This is a genomic window from Arcticibacterium sp., assembly GCF_055134445.1.
This window is the reverse complement of record NZ_JBSRVI010000166.1, coordinates 95171-111854: the sequence shown is the minus strand read 5'-3', so window position 1 is coordinate 111854 and position 16684 is coordinate 95171. Positions and strand designations below refer to the sequence as shown.

Here is a 16684-nt window from a genome sequence, read left to right as displayed (position 1 = left end):
GAAGTCCCTTTGAGTATTTATTCAAAGGGACTTTTGCATTAATAATTGTCATAAAACATTTTTACTCTTCTAGTAAATTGTTCATAAATAGGTTTAGAGAATTCAATGAATAACTGCTGAGGGGCAGGAGGGAGTTCTTCTCTATTTTTGGTGAGTGCCAGTTCCTTTTCTGTCAGTGCTCTATGATCTCCATTATAGCTAGACCATTCATTGACCCATATAAACTCGCCAGGGAACTCTTCTTTTTTTAGAATAGTCTTATTATTGAAGTCCGTTATTTCCATGAGAAGTAAACCTTTAGAGCTTACAATTTTTTTATTAAAGGAGTATTTGGCATTTACTTTACCATAAACATCTACAGTTTCGCCCTTGATTTTGGCGGTGCCAGTTTTTACACTATCCACACTGGTTAAAGTACTTTCTTTTCTTTCTAGATAAGTTTCTCCTACCACAAAATCAACAAACTCTAATCTGATCACATGGTCCGGTTTAAGGTGGAGTGATCCTGCTTCAGAGGGGGAGTAAAATCTTATAAACTTATTTATTCTTTTGTTTTCTTTGAGAAATTCATCAATTCTATCTTGAAAGTATTGATGGCTTAATGCATAAGTTCTAGAATTTACAGAGGGCTGTTCTACCACAACATGATAGGAGCCAAGATGAAGAGCCTCGTCCATCTTTTCCCTAGTATCTTTGTAGTTTGGAGCAAATAGGAATAATTTCTCAAAAGCGTCAAATGATGCTCTTCCGCTTTCAATTGTCCCTTTCTTTAGCATTTCAGAAGCATATATGTATCTTTCAGTGGCCGCTAAATCTCTGGCTTGCTCTGTTTCTTTAAAGAAGGATTTAGGACTCACCACTCTTCTACAGGCGGTGCACTTGGCAATGAGATCATGCATTTTGTTAAGCTTGGAATAGTCCTCCAAAACTCTTTCCCATTTAAACTGTTGGTCGGCATTTTTTGCAATTGAAATATCTGAGAGAAGCTCTTTTGCGGCATTGTTATAGGCTTCTGGAAGAACAGCTAATGATTTATCGTTGTCAATATCTTTTTTTAGCTTTTCAACAGATTGTAGTACAGCATTATAGTAATCTCCCTTGTCTAAAGCCTTAGTTCCACTTTTACTGCAGGCGGACGACACTAGAAATGGGATGGTTAATAGTAGATGTTTTAGTTTAATTCTCATGATTTGAATAAGGTTAAAATTGAAATCTCAAACAATTTAGGTGACATTAAGGGAGATTTTCAAAGTTAAGAAACGACTTAACAAATCATTATAAACTTCAATGGAATTTATAAAACGGTAGAATATAGTCGTTTAAGACCTATTTCATCATTAGTTCGGCACTCCCGAAATTAACTTTGAAGAGTTTGCACCAGATTAAAACGTATTTCTGTTTAGTTAAATCAACTTCTGCCGGAAGGTTATAAATTAAATTCCCGTTTTCTACTTTGTTGCTAATCTGGATAAAATTCTTGGCATTCGTATTTTCCGCCAAATAAACACGTAGGTCTGGCCCAGAGTCCGTTTTGAAATTAGTGAATTTTAATTTTTTTACGCCATTGTCTTCAAAAATTTGCACCATTCCTGAGGTGGCATGAGCATCTCTTTTGAAATCTCCTAGGTATAATACAGTTGCCCCTTCATCATTCAATAACGGTTGTTCTTCAGAAATCACCATGGGTGGATTAATATCCATTTTAGTGCAGCCAGAAAATACTATTGTGATGAGAAAAATAAGGATGTATAAAGGATTTTTCATAAAGCAGGAGAACTTAGATTTAAGAAATATCGTATATAAAAATATAGAACAGGTAAAAAAATGAATAATCTATTTAAAAATTGGACAGTTACTCGATTTACGTATTTAATAGTGTCAATAGTTTTAATTGGCCTAGCATTTAATTACGGGCACAGTATTTTTCTCTACATTTTGGGTGTTGGCTTTTTGGCTCAAACACTTTTAAATGTAGGTTGTAGTAGTGGAGAATGCCGTAAACCCAATACTTTTAATTATAGAAGAAGGCATTAAGCGAAAAACATATAGCCAATAAGAATAGCAGCAACGATACCAATGAAATCTGCAAGAAGGCCATATTGTATGGCATATCTTACCTTGGTAACGCCGACGGAGCCAAAATATAAAGCTACGATATAAAATGTAGTATCAGTGGTTCCTTGAAATATACAAACCAATCTTCCGACAAAAGAATCTGGACCTCCATTTTCTGGAGCCATAGCTTCTAGCATTAAACCTCTAGCACCACTTCCAGAAAGAGGTCTCATAATGGCTACAGGAAGAGCTTCTACGAAACGTGTGTCCAATCCAATACTGGCTATTACGAAACCCAGAGCGTCTGTGAAAGCACTCAGTACACCAGAATTTCTTAAAACACTAATGGCAACTAGCATCCCTACAAGGTAAGGAATAATTTTTACGGCCACTTGAAAACCTTCTTTTGCTCCCTGTATGAAGGTATCAAAAATGTCAATCTTTTTTCTTAGACCTCCTAAGATGAAAACCACTATGACGGAGAATAAAATGAGATTACTGTAGACTTTCGAAAACCCTTCTATTTCTCCTTGGCTAAGCTTTGATAGATACCAAAGCAAAAGGAGAATAACTGCGGAGATTCCTCCTATCCAGCCAAGTATGGTTTTATCCCAAATCTTTATCTTTTGCTTGAACATTAGAAATATTAAACTAATGACAGTGGCAAAGTAGGTACTTATTAATAAGGGAATAAAGACATCTGAAGGGTCGGCGGCTCCCATGGAGGCTCTGTAAGTCATAATGTTAATAGGAATTAGGGTCAAACCTGAGGTTTGAAGAACTAGAAACATTATTTGAGAATTGGAAGCGGTGTCTTTATTTGGGTTTAGCTCTTGCAAACTTTCCATAGCTTTTAAACCAAAAGGTGTAGCGGCATTGTCTAAGTTTAGCATGTTGGCAGAGAAGTTCATAATCATTTGACCATGAGCCGGGTGGTCTTTCGGAACCTCTGGGAATAATTTATTAAAAAAAGGACCAACAATTCTAGACATAAATCTGATGGCTCCAGCTTCTTCTCCTATTTTTAAAATCCCTAGAAATAAAGTCATGATGCCTGTTAGGGCTAATGATATTTCAAAACCTACTTTGGCAGAATCGAAAATTCCTGCGACCAGTGTTTCAAAAATCAATTGATCGCCAAAGAAAAAATATTTAATTAAAGCCACTATCATGGCAACGATGAAGAACCCAGACCAGACGTAATTTAAAACCATTGAAAGAGATTAGTCTTTAGAATTATTTGACGAAATTTAGAGCAAATTACTTTATAAAACACGGATATTGATGCTTTGCAGGACTTTTTTGAGAGAAAAATCATTTATTTTATTTTTGATAATTTTTGTCTGTTCATGTAGCTCGGAATCTAGGAAAAAGAATGTGGCTTATACACCAATAAAGGACTTAGAGGTTTTGCCCAAAATTGAAAAAACAGAAGTTGGAGAACTGGAAGAAAGCCTTATTGCTCAAGGACTTGTTAATATTCAAGATGTGTCGCCAAATGTATTGGTAGATTTAAAATATTCTACCACAGATAATTTTTTTAAACGCGACGTATATGGTACGTTGACGAAGGCCTTTCTTCCTGTGATTACCGCTGAAAAATTATTTGTAGCTAGCGACTCGCTGATGAGCAATTATCCTGATTTTAGGTTAATGGTGTTTGATGCCGTTAGACCGCATTCGGTTCAGGAAGTTCTTTGGGAGGCATTGGATAGTATACCTCCAGGTGTGAGAAAAGCATATGTGGCAGATCCTGCTGAAGGATCTTTACATAATTATGGCTGTGCAATAGATTTAAGTATATATGATTTAAAAACGGATTCGCTTCTAGATATGGGTACTGCATATGATTTCTTTGGATATTTGGCGTATCCAAGAAAAGAAAAAGAAATGTTGGAGACGGGTCAACTCACAAAAACTCAGGTTCAAAACAGAGATATATTAAGGAAAGTGATGATTGGAGCTGGTTTTCTTCCAATAACAAGTGAATGGTGGCATTTTAACAGTACTTCTTTAGCTAGAGCAAAAAGGGATTATGCCTTGATAAAATAAAAAACAGTCATTCAAATGAACAACTGCTTTCAAATCACCTAACCACTAAAGTTTCTTAATATTTTATATCTGCTATTTAACCTCTTTTGCCACCATCAGATCTCATTCATGTATCGAAGTTTATATAGTAAATATGTTGACCTATTTAGTTGAAAATAAAAGCTTTAAAGTGCCTTTTAGAATTCAATATTTTATCAACTATACAATTTTAGGTTTTATTTGCGGAGGATGCAAGGGAAATTTATTGTTCGGTAAACTATAAATTAGGTACGTATAGTTGTGCATTTTAAATCAGGTTTATACATTAGGGAGTGTGGGGTGCATATTTGAATAAGAAATAGGTTGACATCCTTTTAAGTTTATGTTTATCTTTGTGAACTTTTTTATTTAAATAAAATTTTAGTGTTAGAATCTATAAATAGGATATTAAAAGGGGCAGAGGAATGGAATGTGAAAAATTCTGAAGATCTTGAAAAGTTTAGATTAAAGTATTTAAGTAAGAAGGGAGAATTAAATGAACTCTTCGAGGAATTTAAATCTGTTTCTCGTGACCAGAAAAGGGAATTTGGCCAAGAACTGAATAAGTTAAAATCTTTCTTAGATAATAAATTTAAGGATCTTCAAGAGGGTATTGTTCAGGTTGAGGATATTGAAGACAGGCCAGATTTATTTTTACCTGAACTGCCAAATGGGCTGGGTGCACTGCATCCTTTAACGCTTGTTAAAAGAAGAATCACGGAGATTTTTGCTAGAATGGGTTTTAGCAGTGAGGATGGTCCAGAAATAGAAACAGATAGATATAATTTTACGGCACTTAATTTTGCGGAAAATCATCCTGCCAGAGAAATGCAAGATACTTTTTTCATTTCTAAAGGAAAAGAACAGAAGGATGATGTGCTTTTAAGAACGCACACTTCAAATGTTCAGGTGAGATTAATGGAAAATAATAAACCACCTATTCGTTCGATAATGATTGGGAGAGTTTATAGAAATGAAGCTATTTCTGCAAGAGCACATTGCCAGTTTCATCAGGCTGAAGGTTTATATGTAGATAAGAATGTAAGTTTTTTAGATTTGAAAAATACCTTACTCCATTTCGCTAAGGAAATGTTTGGAAAAGATACTAAAATAAGGCTTCGTCCTAGTTATTTTCCTTTTACTGAACCAAGTGCAGAGATTGATATTTCATGCTTTATCTGTAAAGGTGAGGGTTGTAATATTTGTAAAAAGACGGGTTGGGTTGAAATTGGTGGCTCTGGAATGGTAGACCCTAATGTTTTAATTAGTGCAAATATTGACCCGGAAGAGTATACTGGATTTGCTTTCGGTATGGGAATAGAAAGAATCGCGATGTTAAAATATGACGTAAACGATATCAGATTGTTCTTCGATAACGACGTAAGGTTTCTTAGACAGTTTCAAGGGGCATAATTCTAAGGTTGTTATAGTAAGTTGATAATGATTATTAAAAAGTCTGTTTTTTTATTACTGGTTTTTCTGGGCTTTCAAATTCCAGCATTTTCGCAATTAAATATTGAATTCCCTTCTGAGAGGGCGGTGTTTCAGCGAGATAACAGTAATAACGGTTTTATTCCCGTTTATGGTATTGGACCAGTGAATGCGGATGTTATTGAAGGTCGATTAACCCCGTTTGTTAACGGTCAAGGTACTGCTACAGATTGGCAGGTTATAGATACCAATTTATTAAATGGAGCCTATTCTGGTAAAATATCAGGAAAGGGTGGATGGTATACCGTTGAGGTAAGGGCAAAGGTAAATGGTGTTGTGGTTTCTAATTATGCAGTTAATAAAGTGGGCATAGGAGAGGTGTTCATTGTGGCCGGTCAATCTAATGCACAAGGCTTTTTGAGCTTTAATCCTCCCACTGGAGCCAGTGACGATAGGGTAAATGGTTATGGATATTATAATTCCGTTTCCATTCCAGAAAACCCATCCTTAACTAATATATTGCCATTATATCGTGAGTTAAATTTAGGGCCGCATGGTCAAAGTTCTTGGGCTTGGGGAATTCTAGGAGACTTACTTGTTGCTAAATTGAATGTTCCAGTTCTTTTTTTTAATGCGGCTTATGAAGGAACAACCATAGAAAATTGGGTGAGTAGTTCTAAAGGACTTCCTACCACTAATGCCGGTTTAGGGACACCTTATACCAATCAAACACCATACTCTCCGTTAAGGATTATTCTTCAAAATCATGGTTCCGTATATGGATTAAGGAGTATTTTATGGATGCAAGGGGAGAATGATTTTGATACTTCTCAGTCGGATTATAGAAGAGATTTAAACTTTTTGGTAAATAAAGTTTCTCAAGATGTTGGCAAAAATGTGAATTGGATGGTGGCAAGGACTTCTTATATTTTTGACAGGGTTTATGGGCAAATCATTTCAGCTCAAGATCAAGTTATTGCAGATAATAATAATGTTTTTTCAGGTCCTTTTACAGATAGAATTCAAAACCCGAGGACAGATGGTGTTCATTTGTCTTATGATGGCATAACGGAATTGGCCCATGCCTTTAACAGGGACTTAACGACATCGGTTCTTAATTCAATGGTACCATCTCTTGGTGCTGAAATTGAACCATTGACATATGGATGCGTTTCGGGGAGCCTTGTTAAAGTTTCCCCTATAAAAAATAATTTTAAAGAGTTTGTGTGGAGTACAGGCTCCACAACTAGCTCTGCTCAAATATTTAGTGGAACTGTTTCTGGAGTTCTGAGAGACCAGAATGGTAATTATCACCTGACAGAAAAACTTAGTGTTAACGGTTTGCTACCGCCAGCTCCGAAAGTTTTAGCGGAGAATGACGGAATAGCTTGTATTGGGAAATCGGCTAGATTTTATATAAACTCTACTGCGAATAACGTGGAATGGGCAGACGGCTCTTCTGGTTATAACTTTTATACCTCAACAACAGAGGCTGTTTATGCTGTTCAGATAGATCAGTATGGATGTAGATCAGAGCGATCTTCAGCGTTAAGGGCGAGTTTTACGCCTACGCCACAACCTCCAGTAATAACCAGCCTTTTTAATAGTTATGGTGCATGTGAAGGAGACCTAATCACATTAATTGCCAAATCAGATAATAAAAGATTTAGATGGAGTACGGGTGAAACTTCTCAGCAGATTATTATTGGTGGAGTGGGTGAAAGAGAGTATCAAGCTTTGACGATAACTGATAATGGTTGCGAATCTGATTTCTCAGAACCAGTAGCAATCAAAATATTTAGTAAACCAGTACCTCCAACTATTATAAAGTCTGGACCTTATAGTATAGGAGTTTTAAATGAAGAAACATACGAAGGTTATGAATGGTCATATGAAGGTCAAAAACTGGATTTGTATTCTGGGGCAGAAATTTTAGCGAGTCAAAATGGCTTTTATACCGTTAAAGGTTTAGAAGTTCATGAGCAGCCATATGTGGCATCTTGTTTATCAAATGCCTCGGGACTATTCTTGTTTGAGAGAAAAGAAAATGATACGGGTATTGTGGCTTATCCTAATCCCGTTGTTGATAAAACTTTTTTTGTAGCTTCTGATGTTCCTTTGTCAGCCGTTCTTTCGCTGAAAGATATCAAAGGAAGAACTATTATTCCACCGTTTGTCGTGAAAGATTTAGAGCTACCTAGAGCACTGAAAATGTCTTCTACATTGCCAGCTGGAACATATATCTTAACGGTAGACTATGATGGGCTAGGAAAAAGGTTTAAACTATTTTTTGAATAATAGTCCCATATTACTATCCCTGCTGTTATACTAACGTTTAGGGAATGTTTGGTTCCAAATTGTGGAATTTCAATAACACAATCTGAGGCAAGAATTACTTCGTCGGAAACACCAAAAACTTCGTTTCCAAATACAAATGCGTATTTGGTGCTTGGTTCGGTTTTGAAAAGATCGAGTCCAATACTATTATTTGTTTGTTCTATAGAAGCTATTTGATAACCATCATCTTTAAGTTCTTTTATAGCATCCATAGTGTTTCCGAAATACTTAAATTCTACGGTATCCGTAGCACCTAATGCGGTCTTTTCCATTTCTTTATTTGGCGGTTGACCTGTTATTCCACATAAGTAGATCTTATTTACTCTAAAGGCATCTGCGGTTCTAAATATGGAGCCTACATTTTGTAAACTTCTGATATTATCTAAAACGAGACATATAGGAGATTTAGAACTTTTTTTGAATTCTTCAGGGCTTATTCTGCCCAGTTCGTCCATACTTGTTTTTCTAATTTCTGTTGATGGCATAATAATTGAGTTGTTTTCTTTAACAGGAAAGAATAAATATGCGTGTTTTAATAATAGTTTCAATTTTCATTTCTCTCGGTTTCAACGCAAGGTCGCAAAGTACCTCAACAGAACCGTATGCACAAAATAATGATGCTCTAAATAATACGGTAACCAATCAACAGGTTCAGGTTTCAAAGACCGTGTCTGACCCTAATTGTCAAACGGATTATGGAAATGAAGTAAAGGTTTCAAATACTGTTATCACAGGTTGGACGGCTGGTTGTTTAGAAATTAAAGCAACAGACTATATAGACTTAGATGAGTTTTTTGACTCTGAATATGGCAGTAACTTTGATGCTCAAATAGTTTCTCAAATCCCAGGAGGAAATCCAGAACCGGAGCCAACGCCAGATCCGACACCAACGCCAGATCCGACACCAACGCCAGATCCAACGCCTACTCCAGATCCAACACCAACACCTACGCCAGATCCAACAGAGGAGAAGCAATGCGAAGACTTTTCTAATCATGGAGCTACTAACCCTCATTTATATGCCAATTACTCTTCAAATTCTTTTGTGGGCAATTTAATTGCAAAATATACTCCAGAATACAAGGTAGAGGGTTTAACAGATTGGAAATTGATGACAACAGCCGGCCCTGTAATTCCAGGTTCGAATATTAAATATCATTATTATCAGGAGCCTTTCGATGGTTGGGAAAGAAATACCATATTAAGAACAAAAGCGGGCTGTCCAGAGTATAGAGACGTAAGGAGCCAGAAGGTATATACCAATACTTTAGAGCCTTGGATAGATTTGCCAACGGTAGGACCTCTTAATAATCCAGCTGTTAAAGATTACTATATAATGGTTAACTCCGAGTTAGAAGGTCGTCAAAATGTATGGGGTGACATTCCTATCTATAACCTTTATGCGGATAGAAATATACCAAATCTAAATGTTAGAATAAATGGTTCACAGTTTTTTGGTTTTGAGATTTACACTTACCCATTATTTCAGGTAAGACCCAATAGAGATATGATGGTGACGCCGTCTATTTATGTGGCCAAAGATTTTATAATGGATATTTCCGATGACGGTTACCAGTCTGCCTCTAGATATACCGTATATAGAAATTATCAAGGTGGTCACTGGAGTACCGTAACCACTATGACTAGGCATGATGGAAGAGTAACCGTATCTGTACAAGGTATAAACTGGGACACAAACCAAATCTTGGTAAATGTGAATACTGGTCAAAGTTATAATAACATTGAACAGTTTGGGAATGTGTTTGATTTGGGATACTTGCCAGATGGTGATTATCAGTTTGCTGCTAAAACTTATCATGGAAATACCATCAATGATAGAGTGATAGTAAAAGTGAAACGACCATCAATAAATTAACTTTCGATTAACTCATAATATCTTACATAGTCAATTAACATTTTTTGAGGAAAAATGGTATCGTCAACACCTTTTTGGCCACCCCAGTCTCCACCTACTGCAATATTGAGTAAAAGATGTTGGGCTTTATCAAAAGGCCATTCTGCATAGGTGTAACTTTTCTCTTTCTTAAATTCAAACAAAAGTAGATCGTCTATATAAAACTGAATCTTATCAGGGTACCAGTCTAATCTATATAAATGATATTCTTCTGAAGCTTTAAGCAGAATTTTATTGGCTCCTTTATTTGTACCAATAGAATGATTGAAGGCCTTGGTATGGATGTTAGCATGAATTCTGTTTTGGTCCATTCCTACATGCTCCATAATGTCTAATTCGCCATTATCTGGCCAGTAATTTTCTCCATAGGTATGTTTTGTGGCTAAAGTCCATATGGCTGGCCATGTACCCCTTCCAGTTGGGAGTAGAGCTTTCACCTCCATTCTACCATATAAAAAATCCTTTTTATTTTTAGTAACTAATCTAGCAGAAGTGTAAGAAGAGTTCTTTTTTATAGCTTCAATGATCAAATTTCCATTTTCTATTCTGGCGTTCTCTAGGTTGTCCGTATAGTTTTGAGATTCGTTATTTCCCCATCCATGCCCACCTAGGTCGTAGCCCCAAATATTGGAGTCAGGTTTGCCATCAACGTCGAACTCATCTACCCATTTGGCTTCCTTAGCAAAAGTGTAAGATTTGGTTGCTGGCGTCTCAGATTCTGGTACAAGTCTTTTTGGTTCGGGTGTTTTTGATGAAGAGCAAAGCGTTAGAATAAATCCAAAAAGAGGAAGAAGAATAAGGATTGTTTTTTTCATTTATTCAATATTTTAAATAATATTTTTTAGCTTACATATATATAAGTAAAAGACAAATGAACGAAAAAAAATCTTCTCGGAGAAAAGCTTTAACTGCTATTGTGGGTACAGCGGGCTTATCATTGGCCTCTGGTCTTAGCCAGAGAATTTCTGCGGCTGATAAGGTTTTGCTATCTGGAACCAAGGGTTTGGTGAATCACTCGGTATGCAGATGGTGTTATAAAGACATTGAGCTCGAAGATTTGGCTAAAGCCGCTGTGGAGATAGGTTTAAGTTCTATTGAGTTGTTGAAAATCAGCGAATTTAAGAAGATTCAGAAGTATGGTTTATCTTGTGCTATGGTATCGGCGTCTAGAGGTAATTATGGGATAGGTAACGGTTGGAATAAAAAGGAAAACCATGCTGGAATGCTAGAAGTTTACAAAATGGAAATAGATGACGCGGCAGCTGCTGGTTTGAAAAACATTATTGTTTTTTCTGGTAATAGAGAAACTAATCTAGGAGACGAGCAAGGTCTAGAAGTGTGTGCTACAGGTCTTAAACAGATTATGAGTTATGCTGAAAAGAAGAAGGTTACACTGGTAATGGAGTTGCTTAATTCAAAAGTGAATCACCCAAATTATATGTGTGATCATACCGACTGGGGTGTGGAATTATGCAAGCAAATAGGTTCTGATAACTTTAAACTCCTTTATGATATCTACCACATGCAGATAATGGAAGGGGATGTGATAAGGACAATAAAGGAAAACCATTCATACATTGCCCACTACCATACGGGTGGTGTTCCTGGTAGAAATGAAATTGATGATTCTCAAGAATTGAATTATCCTGCTATAATGAAAGCCGTTTTAGAAACGGGCTATAAAGGTTTTGTCGGTCAAGAATTTCTTCCCAAAAGGCCAGATAAACTAGATTCCTTAAAACAGGGTGTCCATATATGCGATGTTTAGAAGTCTGAGTTTACCAGATTTAGATATTTTTCATGAACCATTTAAAGTGATTTGAAGCAATTATTTATATATTCCATTTTCCTCTTTCAATATTTTGGTGTTAATGCCCAAGCTACTAATGGAATAATTATAACTGAGATTTTTGCTGACCCAACACCCAGCCACGGCCTCCCAGATAAAGAGTTTATAGAGATTTATAATAATACTGGCAAAGAGATAAATTTAGAGGGATATCAGCTTTTTTATAATTCCAGTAACGTTAGTTTTCCTGAATTTGTGATTTCGTCGGGTGAGTATGTTATTGTTTGTAGAGAAAACAATGTATCGCTCTTTCAGCCTTATGGAAAAACGATAGGGCTAAGTAAGTTTTCTCTTTTAAATTCTGGCACGGCTTTAAGTTTGGTTGATGCCACAGGGATACTGGTGTATGAAGTTAATTATAGCCCAGAATGGTATGCAGACGGTAAGGAACAGGGCTATTCCTTAGAAATGATTGACATTAATTATCCTTGTAGAGAAAAAGCGAATTGGACCTCATCTTTTGCGGTAATAGGAGGGACCCCAGGAAAAAGTAATGCATCTTCGTCAAATTTGCCAGACCTTACACCACCTAGTTTAATAAGCTATAACGAAGTGGGGCCTAAAATTTTTCAGTTCGTATTTTCGGAAAAACTTGATAATTCGGAAGAAAGCCTTTCGGTAGAAGCTACCGATTTAGCAATTAAAAGGATTTATTTTTCTGCAAATGATAAATCTTCCATCTTTCTGGAATTGGAAAAGGGTATGGAAGAAGACACATCCTACGACTTGATTTTCAATACCGTTTCAGATTGTTCAAAAAATGTTGCGGAGCCCATTAAGGTTTCCATAGGAAATATTGCTTATCCAGCACTTGGTGATTTATGGTTATCTGAGATTTTGTTTAACCCAAAGTCTGGAGGGAAAGATTTTGTGGAAATTTATAATCACTCGGGAAAATTACTTAATCTAAAAGGCCTTGGCCTTTCTAGATTGGGTAGTACCGGTGATTTGGAGGAGGTGGACGTGCTTTTTGATAAAAGTCAAACAATTAAGCCTAATCAATTTCTTTGTTTCACTACAGATAAGACCTCTCTCATAAAGATTTACCCAAATGCGGTATCTGAAAATATTATAGAAGTGAACAGGTTGCCAGCCTTCAATAATGATAAAGGGCATGTTTTTTTGTTAAGTGCCAATCAAGAAATTTTGGATAGTTTTGAATACGATGAAAAGATGCATCATTCGTCTTTAGATATTCGAGATGGCATTTCATTAGAGCGAGCTTCTTATCAAAAAATAACGTCTTTATGGTTGTCTGCATCGTCATCTGAAAACTATGCTACTCCGGGATATGAAATTTCGAATGATACTCAGAGAACCAATTTTAAAGTTATTGTGCAGAATGACTTAAATTTATCAAGTTTATTGGGTCATAAAGATGAAATAATTGTTAATTATTCATCGATTGAAAGTGGTAGTTTAAGTTCCAAAATCTATGACATTAATGGTAAGTTAATTACCAGTTTGGCCAGCAACCAATACATGAAAAATGCTGTCAAAATTAGCTGGAAGGGTTATAATGGTACTATGGAGTACTTACCTTCTGGGTACTATATCTTGTACTCTGAGCTCCGAACATCGGACCATTTGTATGAAAATAAGCAGAAGTTTTTACTGGTTCAGAGATGAATGTGCAAACATTTGCACTTTTTTAACCGTTAAAAAAGATTTTCCAATCATAAAATTGGATTCTAACGGTACGAATGTTTAATATTGCACTTAGTCAATTTTTAATTGGCTTTAATTAATTAAACCATTAACCATTTTTTTTTATGAAAGTAAACCTTTACTCAAGATACTTACTTATGGTTATGCTAGGGCTAACACTGACATTCAGTGGAGCTTTTGCACAAAACCAGAGAGTGAGTGGTAAAGTCATCGGAGCGGATGACGGCCTTGGTGTTCCGGGAGCCTCAGTAGTTATTCAAGGAACAACCACTGGTGTAACCACAGACATGGACGGGAACTATGCTATTCAAACTAGGAACTCTGATGATGTTTTGATTTTCAGTTTCGTTGGTTATTCTTCCCAGCAGATTAAAGTAGGAGGTCAATCAGTTATTAATGTTTCTTTAGCACCAGATGCTGCTTCTCTTGACGAGATTATTGTGACCGGTTATTCTACAACGAATAAAAAGGAATCAACAGCTGCAGTTTCAATCGTTAAAGCTAAAGATTTAAGAGCGGTACCATCAGGAAACGTTGAGCAGCAATTGGCTGGTCGTGTTGCTGGTGTAACAGTTATTACTAACGGTCAACCTGGTACTAACTCGACCATTCGTGTTCGTGGTTTTGGTGCTTTTGGAGGTAATGAGCCTTTAATCATTGTTGATGGAGTTCCTACAGGTTCTTCTAATTTCTTGTCACCAGATGATATCGAAACTACTACTGTATTGAAAGATGCAGCGGCGGCTTCTATTTATGGTGCTCGTGCAGCCAACGGTGTAATTGTATATACTACTAAGAAAGGTGCTAAAGGTAAAAGAGCCTTAGATATTTCTTATGATGGTTTATATGGTGCAACTGACCCTAACGTTAGTGGAGCACCTCAGATGCTTACTCCTCAAGAGCAGGCAGATTGGACACACGTTGCCTATAGAAATAATGCGGCAGCAAACGGAACAACTGTTCAGTATACCCATCCTCAGTATGGTAGTTCTGCTCAAGCCACTTTACCTGATTATCTTCATGCTAATGGAGCTAACGGTGTAAGAGGTTCTGTAGATTTAGCTGCTATTCAGGCGGCTTATGATGCTAATCCAGAAAACGTTTTCTTGATTAAGCCAAATTTAGCTGGTACAAACTGGTATGATGCTATTACTAGAGTGGCTCAGCTTAACAGACATAGCTTAGGTTTTAATGGAGGTACAGAAAATGGCCGTTACTACATCGGTTTAAACCTTCAAGACCAAAAGGGAATTATTATTAATAATGATTTCAAACGTTATGGTATGCGTGTTAACTCCGAGTTTGACTTAGGAAAAAGAGTTCGCTTTGGAGAAAACATCCAGTTTACTTATGTAAGTATTAAAGGACAGCAAGGTGGTAGCAATGGTCAAGGTTCTGCAGATGATGAGTCTCAGTTGTTGGCAGCTTATCGTATGCCGACAGTAATACCTGTATATGATGAATTTGGTAGCTTTGCTTCTACTAAGGCTGCAGGTTTTAACAATCCAAGAAACCCAGTAAGATCATTAGTGAATGATGTTGAAAATGATCAAGGATTTGGTTTCAGCGGTTTTGGTAATGTTTATTTAGAAATAGATCCTATCAAAAACTTAACTCTTCGTAGTAGTTTAGGAGGAAGTATTTCTAATGGCTATTATTATGGATACAATTACAGATACTTAGGAGATTCTGAGCCACAAGCATCAAACTCTTTCAATGAAGGTTCTAACTTCAATATTCAGTGGGTATTGACAAATACCGCCAATTATAAAATGGATTTAGGTGTTAATAAAATCAACCTTTTAGTAGGTCAAGAGGCACTTAACACGGGTAGAGGTAGAAGTATTAATGGTTCTGGTATCAATCCATTTACGATGGATTTGGACTATGTAAACCTTACTTTAGTACAGAGCCCAGTAGTAAACTCAAACCTATACAGTGGTGTTAACTTCTCTTCTTACTTCGGTAAATTGGATTATAAGTTATTAGACAAGTACTTCGTTACTGCGTTGGTTCGTCGTGATGGTGCTTCTAGATTTGGTGCTAATAATAGATACGGAGTGTTCCCTGCCTTCTCTGCAGGTTGGAGACTTTCTGATGAAGAATTCATGAAAGATCTTTCTTTCATCACAGACTTGAAAATCCGTGGAGGATGGGGACTTATGGGTAACTCTAATAATGTTGATCCAAATAATCAGTATTCTCTTTATGCTCAAGGAACTGGAACTTCTTTATATCCGATTGCGGGTCAAAGCTCAGGTGCTGATCCTGGATACTATAAGTCAAGAATTGGTAATCCAAATGCTAAGTGGGAGACATCAGAAACTTCTAATATAGGTTTCGATGCAACTTTTGCTAACGGTAAATTTGAAGCAGTTTTAGATGTTTGGAAAAAAGTTACGCGTGATTTACTTTATGCAGTACCTCTTCCAGCTGTTGTAGGACCTAATTCTGCTGCACCATCTGTGAATGTAGGTGAAATGTTAAATCAAGGTATTGATATTCAATTAATCAATAGAGGTAACCTTACTAACGCTATAAAGTATAACTTAACGGTTAACGGTTCTTTCTTGAAAAATGAGATTGTTAAATTAGCTCCTGGTATTCCTTACTTTGGTGGTAATGCATATCGTGGAATTAGCCCAATTAGAAATCAGCCAGGTCAACCAATTTCATCTTTCTTTGGATACAAGATGATTGGTTACTTTAATACACAGGGTGAAGTGGATAGCCATCCAGCTCAAGATGGAGCTGCTGTGGGTAGATTTAAGTACGAAGATGTGAATGGTGATGGTAAAATTACGCCAGATGATAGAACATTCCTAGGATCTCCAGTACCTGACTTTACGGGAGGTATTAACTTCGGTATTGAATTCGGAAACTGGGATGTGAACTCTTATTTCAACACTTTTATTGGAAACGATATTTGGAACCAGTCTAAATGGTTTACTGATTTCCACGGTACTTTCGAAGGTGCTGGTAAAGGTGTAAGAGCTAAACAATCTTGGACGCCAGAATTAGGAAATGATGCATTGGCTCCTATATGGGAATCAGCTACTAATCTTAGTACTTCTGGTGCTGAGAACTCTTGGTACATTGAAGATGGTTCTTATTTCAGAATGCAAAACCTTTCAGTAGGATATACGCTTGACCAAACAATTGCTAGCAAATTAGGTTTGACTAGAGCTAGAATCGCGGTATCTGGAAATAACTTATTTACGCTTACAGGTTACTCAGGACTTGATCCAGGAGTAGGTGGAGATGCAGATACTAACTTTGGTATCGATGTAGGTAACTTTCCAGTTACAAGAAGTTTTAACGTTGTGTTAAATCTTGGATTTTAATTAACAGATCATTAT

The 16684-nt window shown here is 36.5% G+C and carries 13 protein-coding genes; 8 read left to right on the top strand and 5 right to left on the bottom strand.

Translation table 11 applies throughout. The features are described from left to right. Positions 1-38 precede the first annotated feature (38 nt). Together ACTBZY_RS22150 and ACTBZY_RS22145 are read right to left on the bottom strand one after the other, a co-directional pair. A complete protein-coding gene (locus ACTBZY_RS22150) occupies positions 39-1187 on the bottom strand; it encodes a hypothetical protein (protein ID WP_463048574.1) in 1149 nt (382 codons plus the stop codon). Positions 1188-1326: 139 nt separating this feature from the next. After that, complete coding sequence (locus tag ACTBZY_RS22145) at positions 1327-1764, bottom strand: DM13 domain-containing protein (protein ID WP_463048573.1); 438 nt, start codon at positions 1762-1764, stop codon at positions 1327-1329. A gap of 60 nt (positions 1765-1824) precedes the next feature. Here ACTBZY_RS22145 and ACTBZY_RS22140 point away from each other — a divergent pair, with 60 nt between their 5' ends. Further along, positions 1825-2034, top strand: a complete 210-nt coding sequence (locus ACTBZY_RS22140; protein ID WP_463048572.1) for a hypothetical protein — start codon at positions 1825-1827, stop codon at positions 2032-2034. Here the strand turns inward: ACTBZY_RS22140 and ACTBZY_RS22135 are convergent. Further along, positions 2031-3269 (bottom strand): nucleoside recognition domain-containing protein, encoded by a 1239-nt coding sequence (locus ACTBZY_RS22135; protein ID WP_463048571.1) that lies wholly within the window; start codon positions 3267-3269, stop codon positions 2031-2033. The two genes, ACTBZY_RS22140 and ACTBZY_RS22135, sit on opposite strands and share 4 nt — an antisense overlap. Before the next feature lie 163 nt (positions 3270-3432). Between ACTBZY_RS22135 and ACTBZY_RS22130 the strand changes: the two genes are divergently transcribed. The 3 genes from ACTBZY_RS22130 (at position 3433) to ACTBZY_RS22120 (ending at position 7854) form a co-directional block, all read left to right on the top strand. After that, positions 3433-4107 (top strand): M15 family metallopeptidase, encoded by a 675-nt coding sequence (locus ACTBZY_RS22130; RefSeq protein ID WP_463048570.1) that lies wholly within the window; start codon positions 3433-3435, stop codon positions 4105-4107. A 402-nt stretch (positions 4108-4509) separates the two neighbouring features. After that, positions 4510-5538: a phenylalanine--tRNA ligase subunit alpha gene (gene pheS / locus ACTBZY_RS22125; RefSeq protein ID WP_463048569.1), complete on the top strand. Its 1029-nt coding sequence runs from the start codon at positions 4510-4512 to the stop codon at positions 5536-5538. A 27-nt stretch (positions 5539-5565) separates the two neighbouring features. Then, complete coding sequence (locus ACTBZY_RS22120; protein WP_463048568.1) at positions 5566-7854, top strand: T9SS type A sorting domain-containing protein; 2289 nt, start codon at positions 5566-5568, stop codon at positions 7852-7854. Here the strand turns inward: ACTBZY_RS22120 and ACTBZY_RS22115 are convergent. Then, the gene (locus ACTBZY_RS22115) at positions 7812-8378 is read right to left on the bottom strand and encodes an RNA methyltransferase (RefSeq protein ID WP_463048567.1); all 567 of its coding nucleotides are present in this window, start codon (positions 8376-8378) and stop codon (positions 7812-7814) included. The two genes, ACTBZY_RS22120 and ACTBZY_RS22115, sit on opposite strands and share 43 nt — an antisense overlap. Positions 8379-8416: 38 nt before the next feature. Here ACTBZY_RS22115 and ACTBZY_RS22110 point away from each other — a divergent pair, with 38 nt between their 5' ends. Beyond that, on the top strand, positions 8417-9769 hold the full coding sequence (locus tag ACTBZY_RS22110) for a hypothetical protein (protein WP_463048566.1): 1353 nt from the start codon (positions 8417-8419) through the stop codon (positions 9767-9769). Here ACTBZY_RS22110 and ACTBZY_RS22105 read toward each other — a convergent pair. Then, complete coding sequence (locus ACTBZY_RS22105) at positions 9766-10623, bottom strand: glycoside hydrolase family 16 protein (protein ID WP_463048565.1); 858 nt, start codon at positions 10621-10623, stop codon at positions 9766-9768. The genes ACTBZY_RS22110 and ACTBZY_RS22105 overlap by 4 nt on opposite strands. A gap of 56 nt (positions 10624-10679) precedes the next feature. Between ACTBZY_RS22105 and ACTBZY_RS22100 the strand changes: the two genes are divergently transcribed. The 3 genes from ACTBZY_RS22100 to ACTBZY_RS22090 all read left to right on the top strand — a co-directional run bounded on the left by ACTBZY_RS22100 (position 10680) and on the right by ACTBZY_RS22090 (position 16669). After that, the gene (locus tag ACTBZY_RS22100) at positions 10680-11576 is read left to right on the top strand and encodes a hydroxypyruvate isomerase family protein (RefSeq protein ID WP_463048564.1); all 897 of its coding nucleotides are present in this window, start codon (positions 10680-10682) and stop codon (positions 11574-11576) included. A gap of 51 nt (positions 11577-11627) precedes the next feature. Further along, positions 11628-13286, top strand: a complete 1659-nt coding sequence (locus ACTBZY_RS22095) for a lamin tail domain-containing protein (protein ID WP_463048563.1) — start codon at positions 11628-11630, stop codon at positions 13284-13286. Positions 13287-13429: 143 nt separating this feature from the next. Then, entirely contained in the window at positions 13430-16669 is a 3240-nt protein-coding gene (locus ACTBZY_RS22090; RefSeq protein ID WP_463048562.1) for a SusC/RagA family TonB-linked outer membrane protein, read from the top strand. Positions 16670-16684 lie beyond the last annotated feature (15 nt).

Excerpts from the sequence above, each read along its gene's own strand:
- ACTBZY_RS22150 (WP_463048574.1), bottom strand. The coding sequence starts at position 1,187 with ATGAGAATTAAACTAAAACATCTACTATTAACCATCCCATTTCTAGTG.
- ACTBZY_RS22090 (WP_463048562.1), top strand. The coding sequence starts at position 13,430 with ATGAAAGTAAACCTTTACTCAAGATACTTACTTATGGTTATGCTAGGG.
- ACTBZY_RS22135 (WP_463048571.1), bottom strand. The coding sequence starts at position 3,269 with ATGGTTTTAAATTACGTCTGGTCTGGGTTCTTCATCGTTGCCATGATA.
- ACTBZY_RS22100 (WP_463048564.1), top strand. The coding sequence starts at position 10,680 with ATGAACGAAAAAAAATCTTCTCGGAGAAAAGCTTTAACTGCTATTGTG.
- ACTBZY_RS22145 (WP_463048573.1), bottom strand. The coding sequence starts at position 1,764 with ATGAAAAATCCTTTATACATCCTTATTTTTCTCATCACAATAGTATTT.
- ACTBZY_RS22140 (WP_463048572.1), top strand. The coding sequence starts at position 1,825 with ATGAATAATCTATTTAAAAATTGGACAGTTACTCGATTTACGTATTTA.
- ACTBZY_RS22115 (WP_463048567.1), bottom strand. The coding sequence starts at position 8,378 with ATGCCATCAACAGAAATTAGAAAAACAAGTATGGACGAACTGGGCAGA.
- ACTBZY_RS22105 (WP_463048565.1), bottom strand. The coding sequence starts at position 10,623 with ATGAAAAAAACAATCCTTATTCTTCTTCCTCTTTTTGGATTTATTCTA.
- ACTBZY_RS22110 (WP_463048566.1), top strand. The coding sequence starts at position 8,417 with ATGCGTGTTTTAATAATAGTTTCAATTTTCATTTCTCTCGGTTTCAAC.
- ACTBZY_RS22120 (WP_463048568.1), top strand. The coding sequence starts at position 5,566 with ATGATTATTAAAAAGTCTGTTTTTTTATTACTGGTTTTTCTGGGCTTT.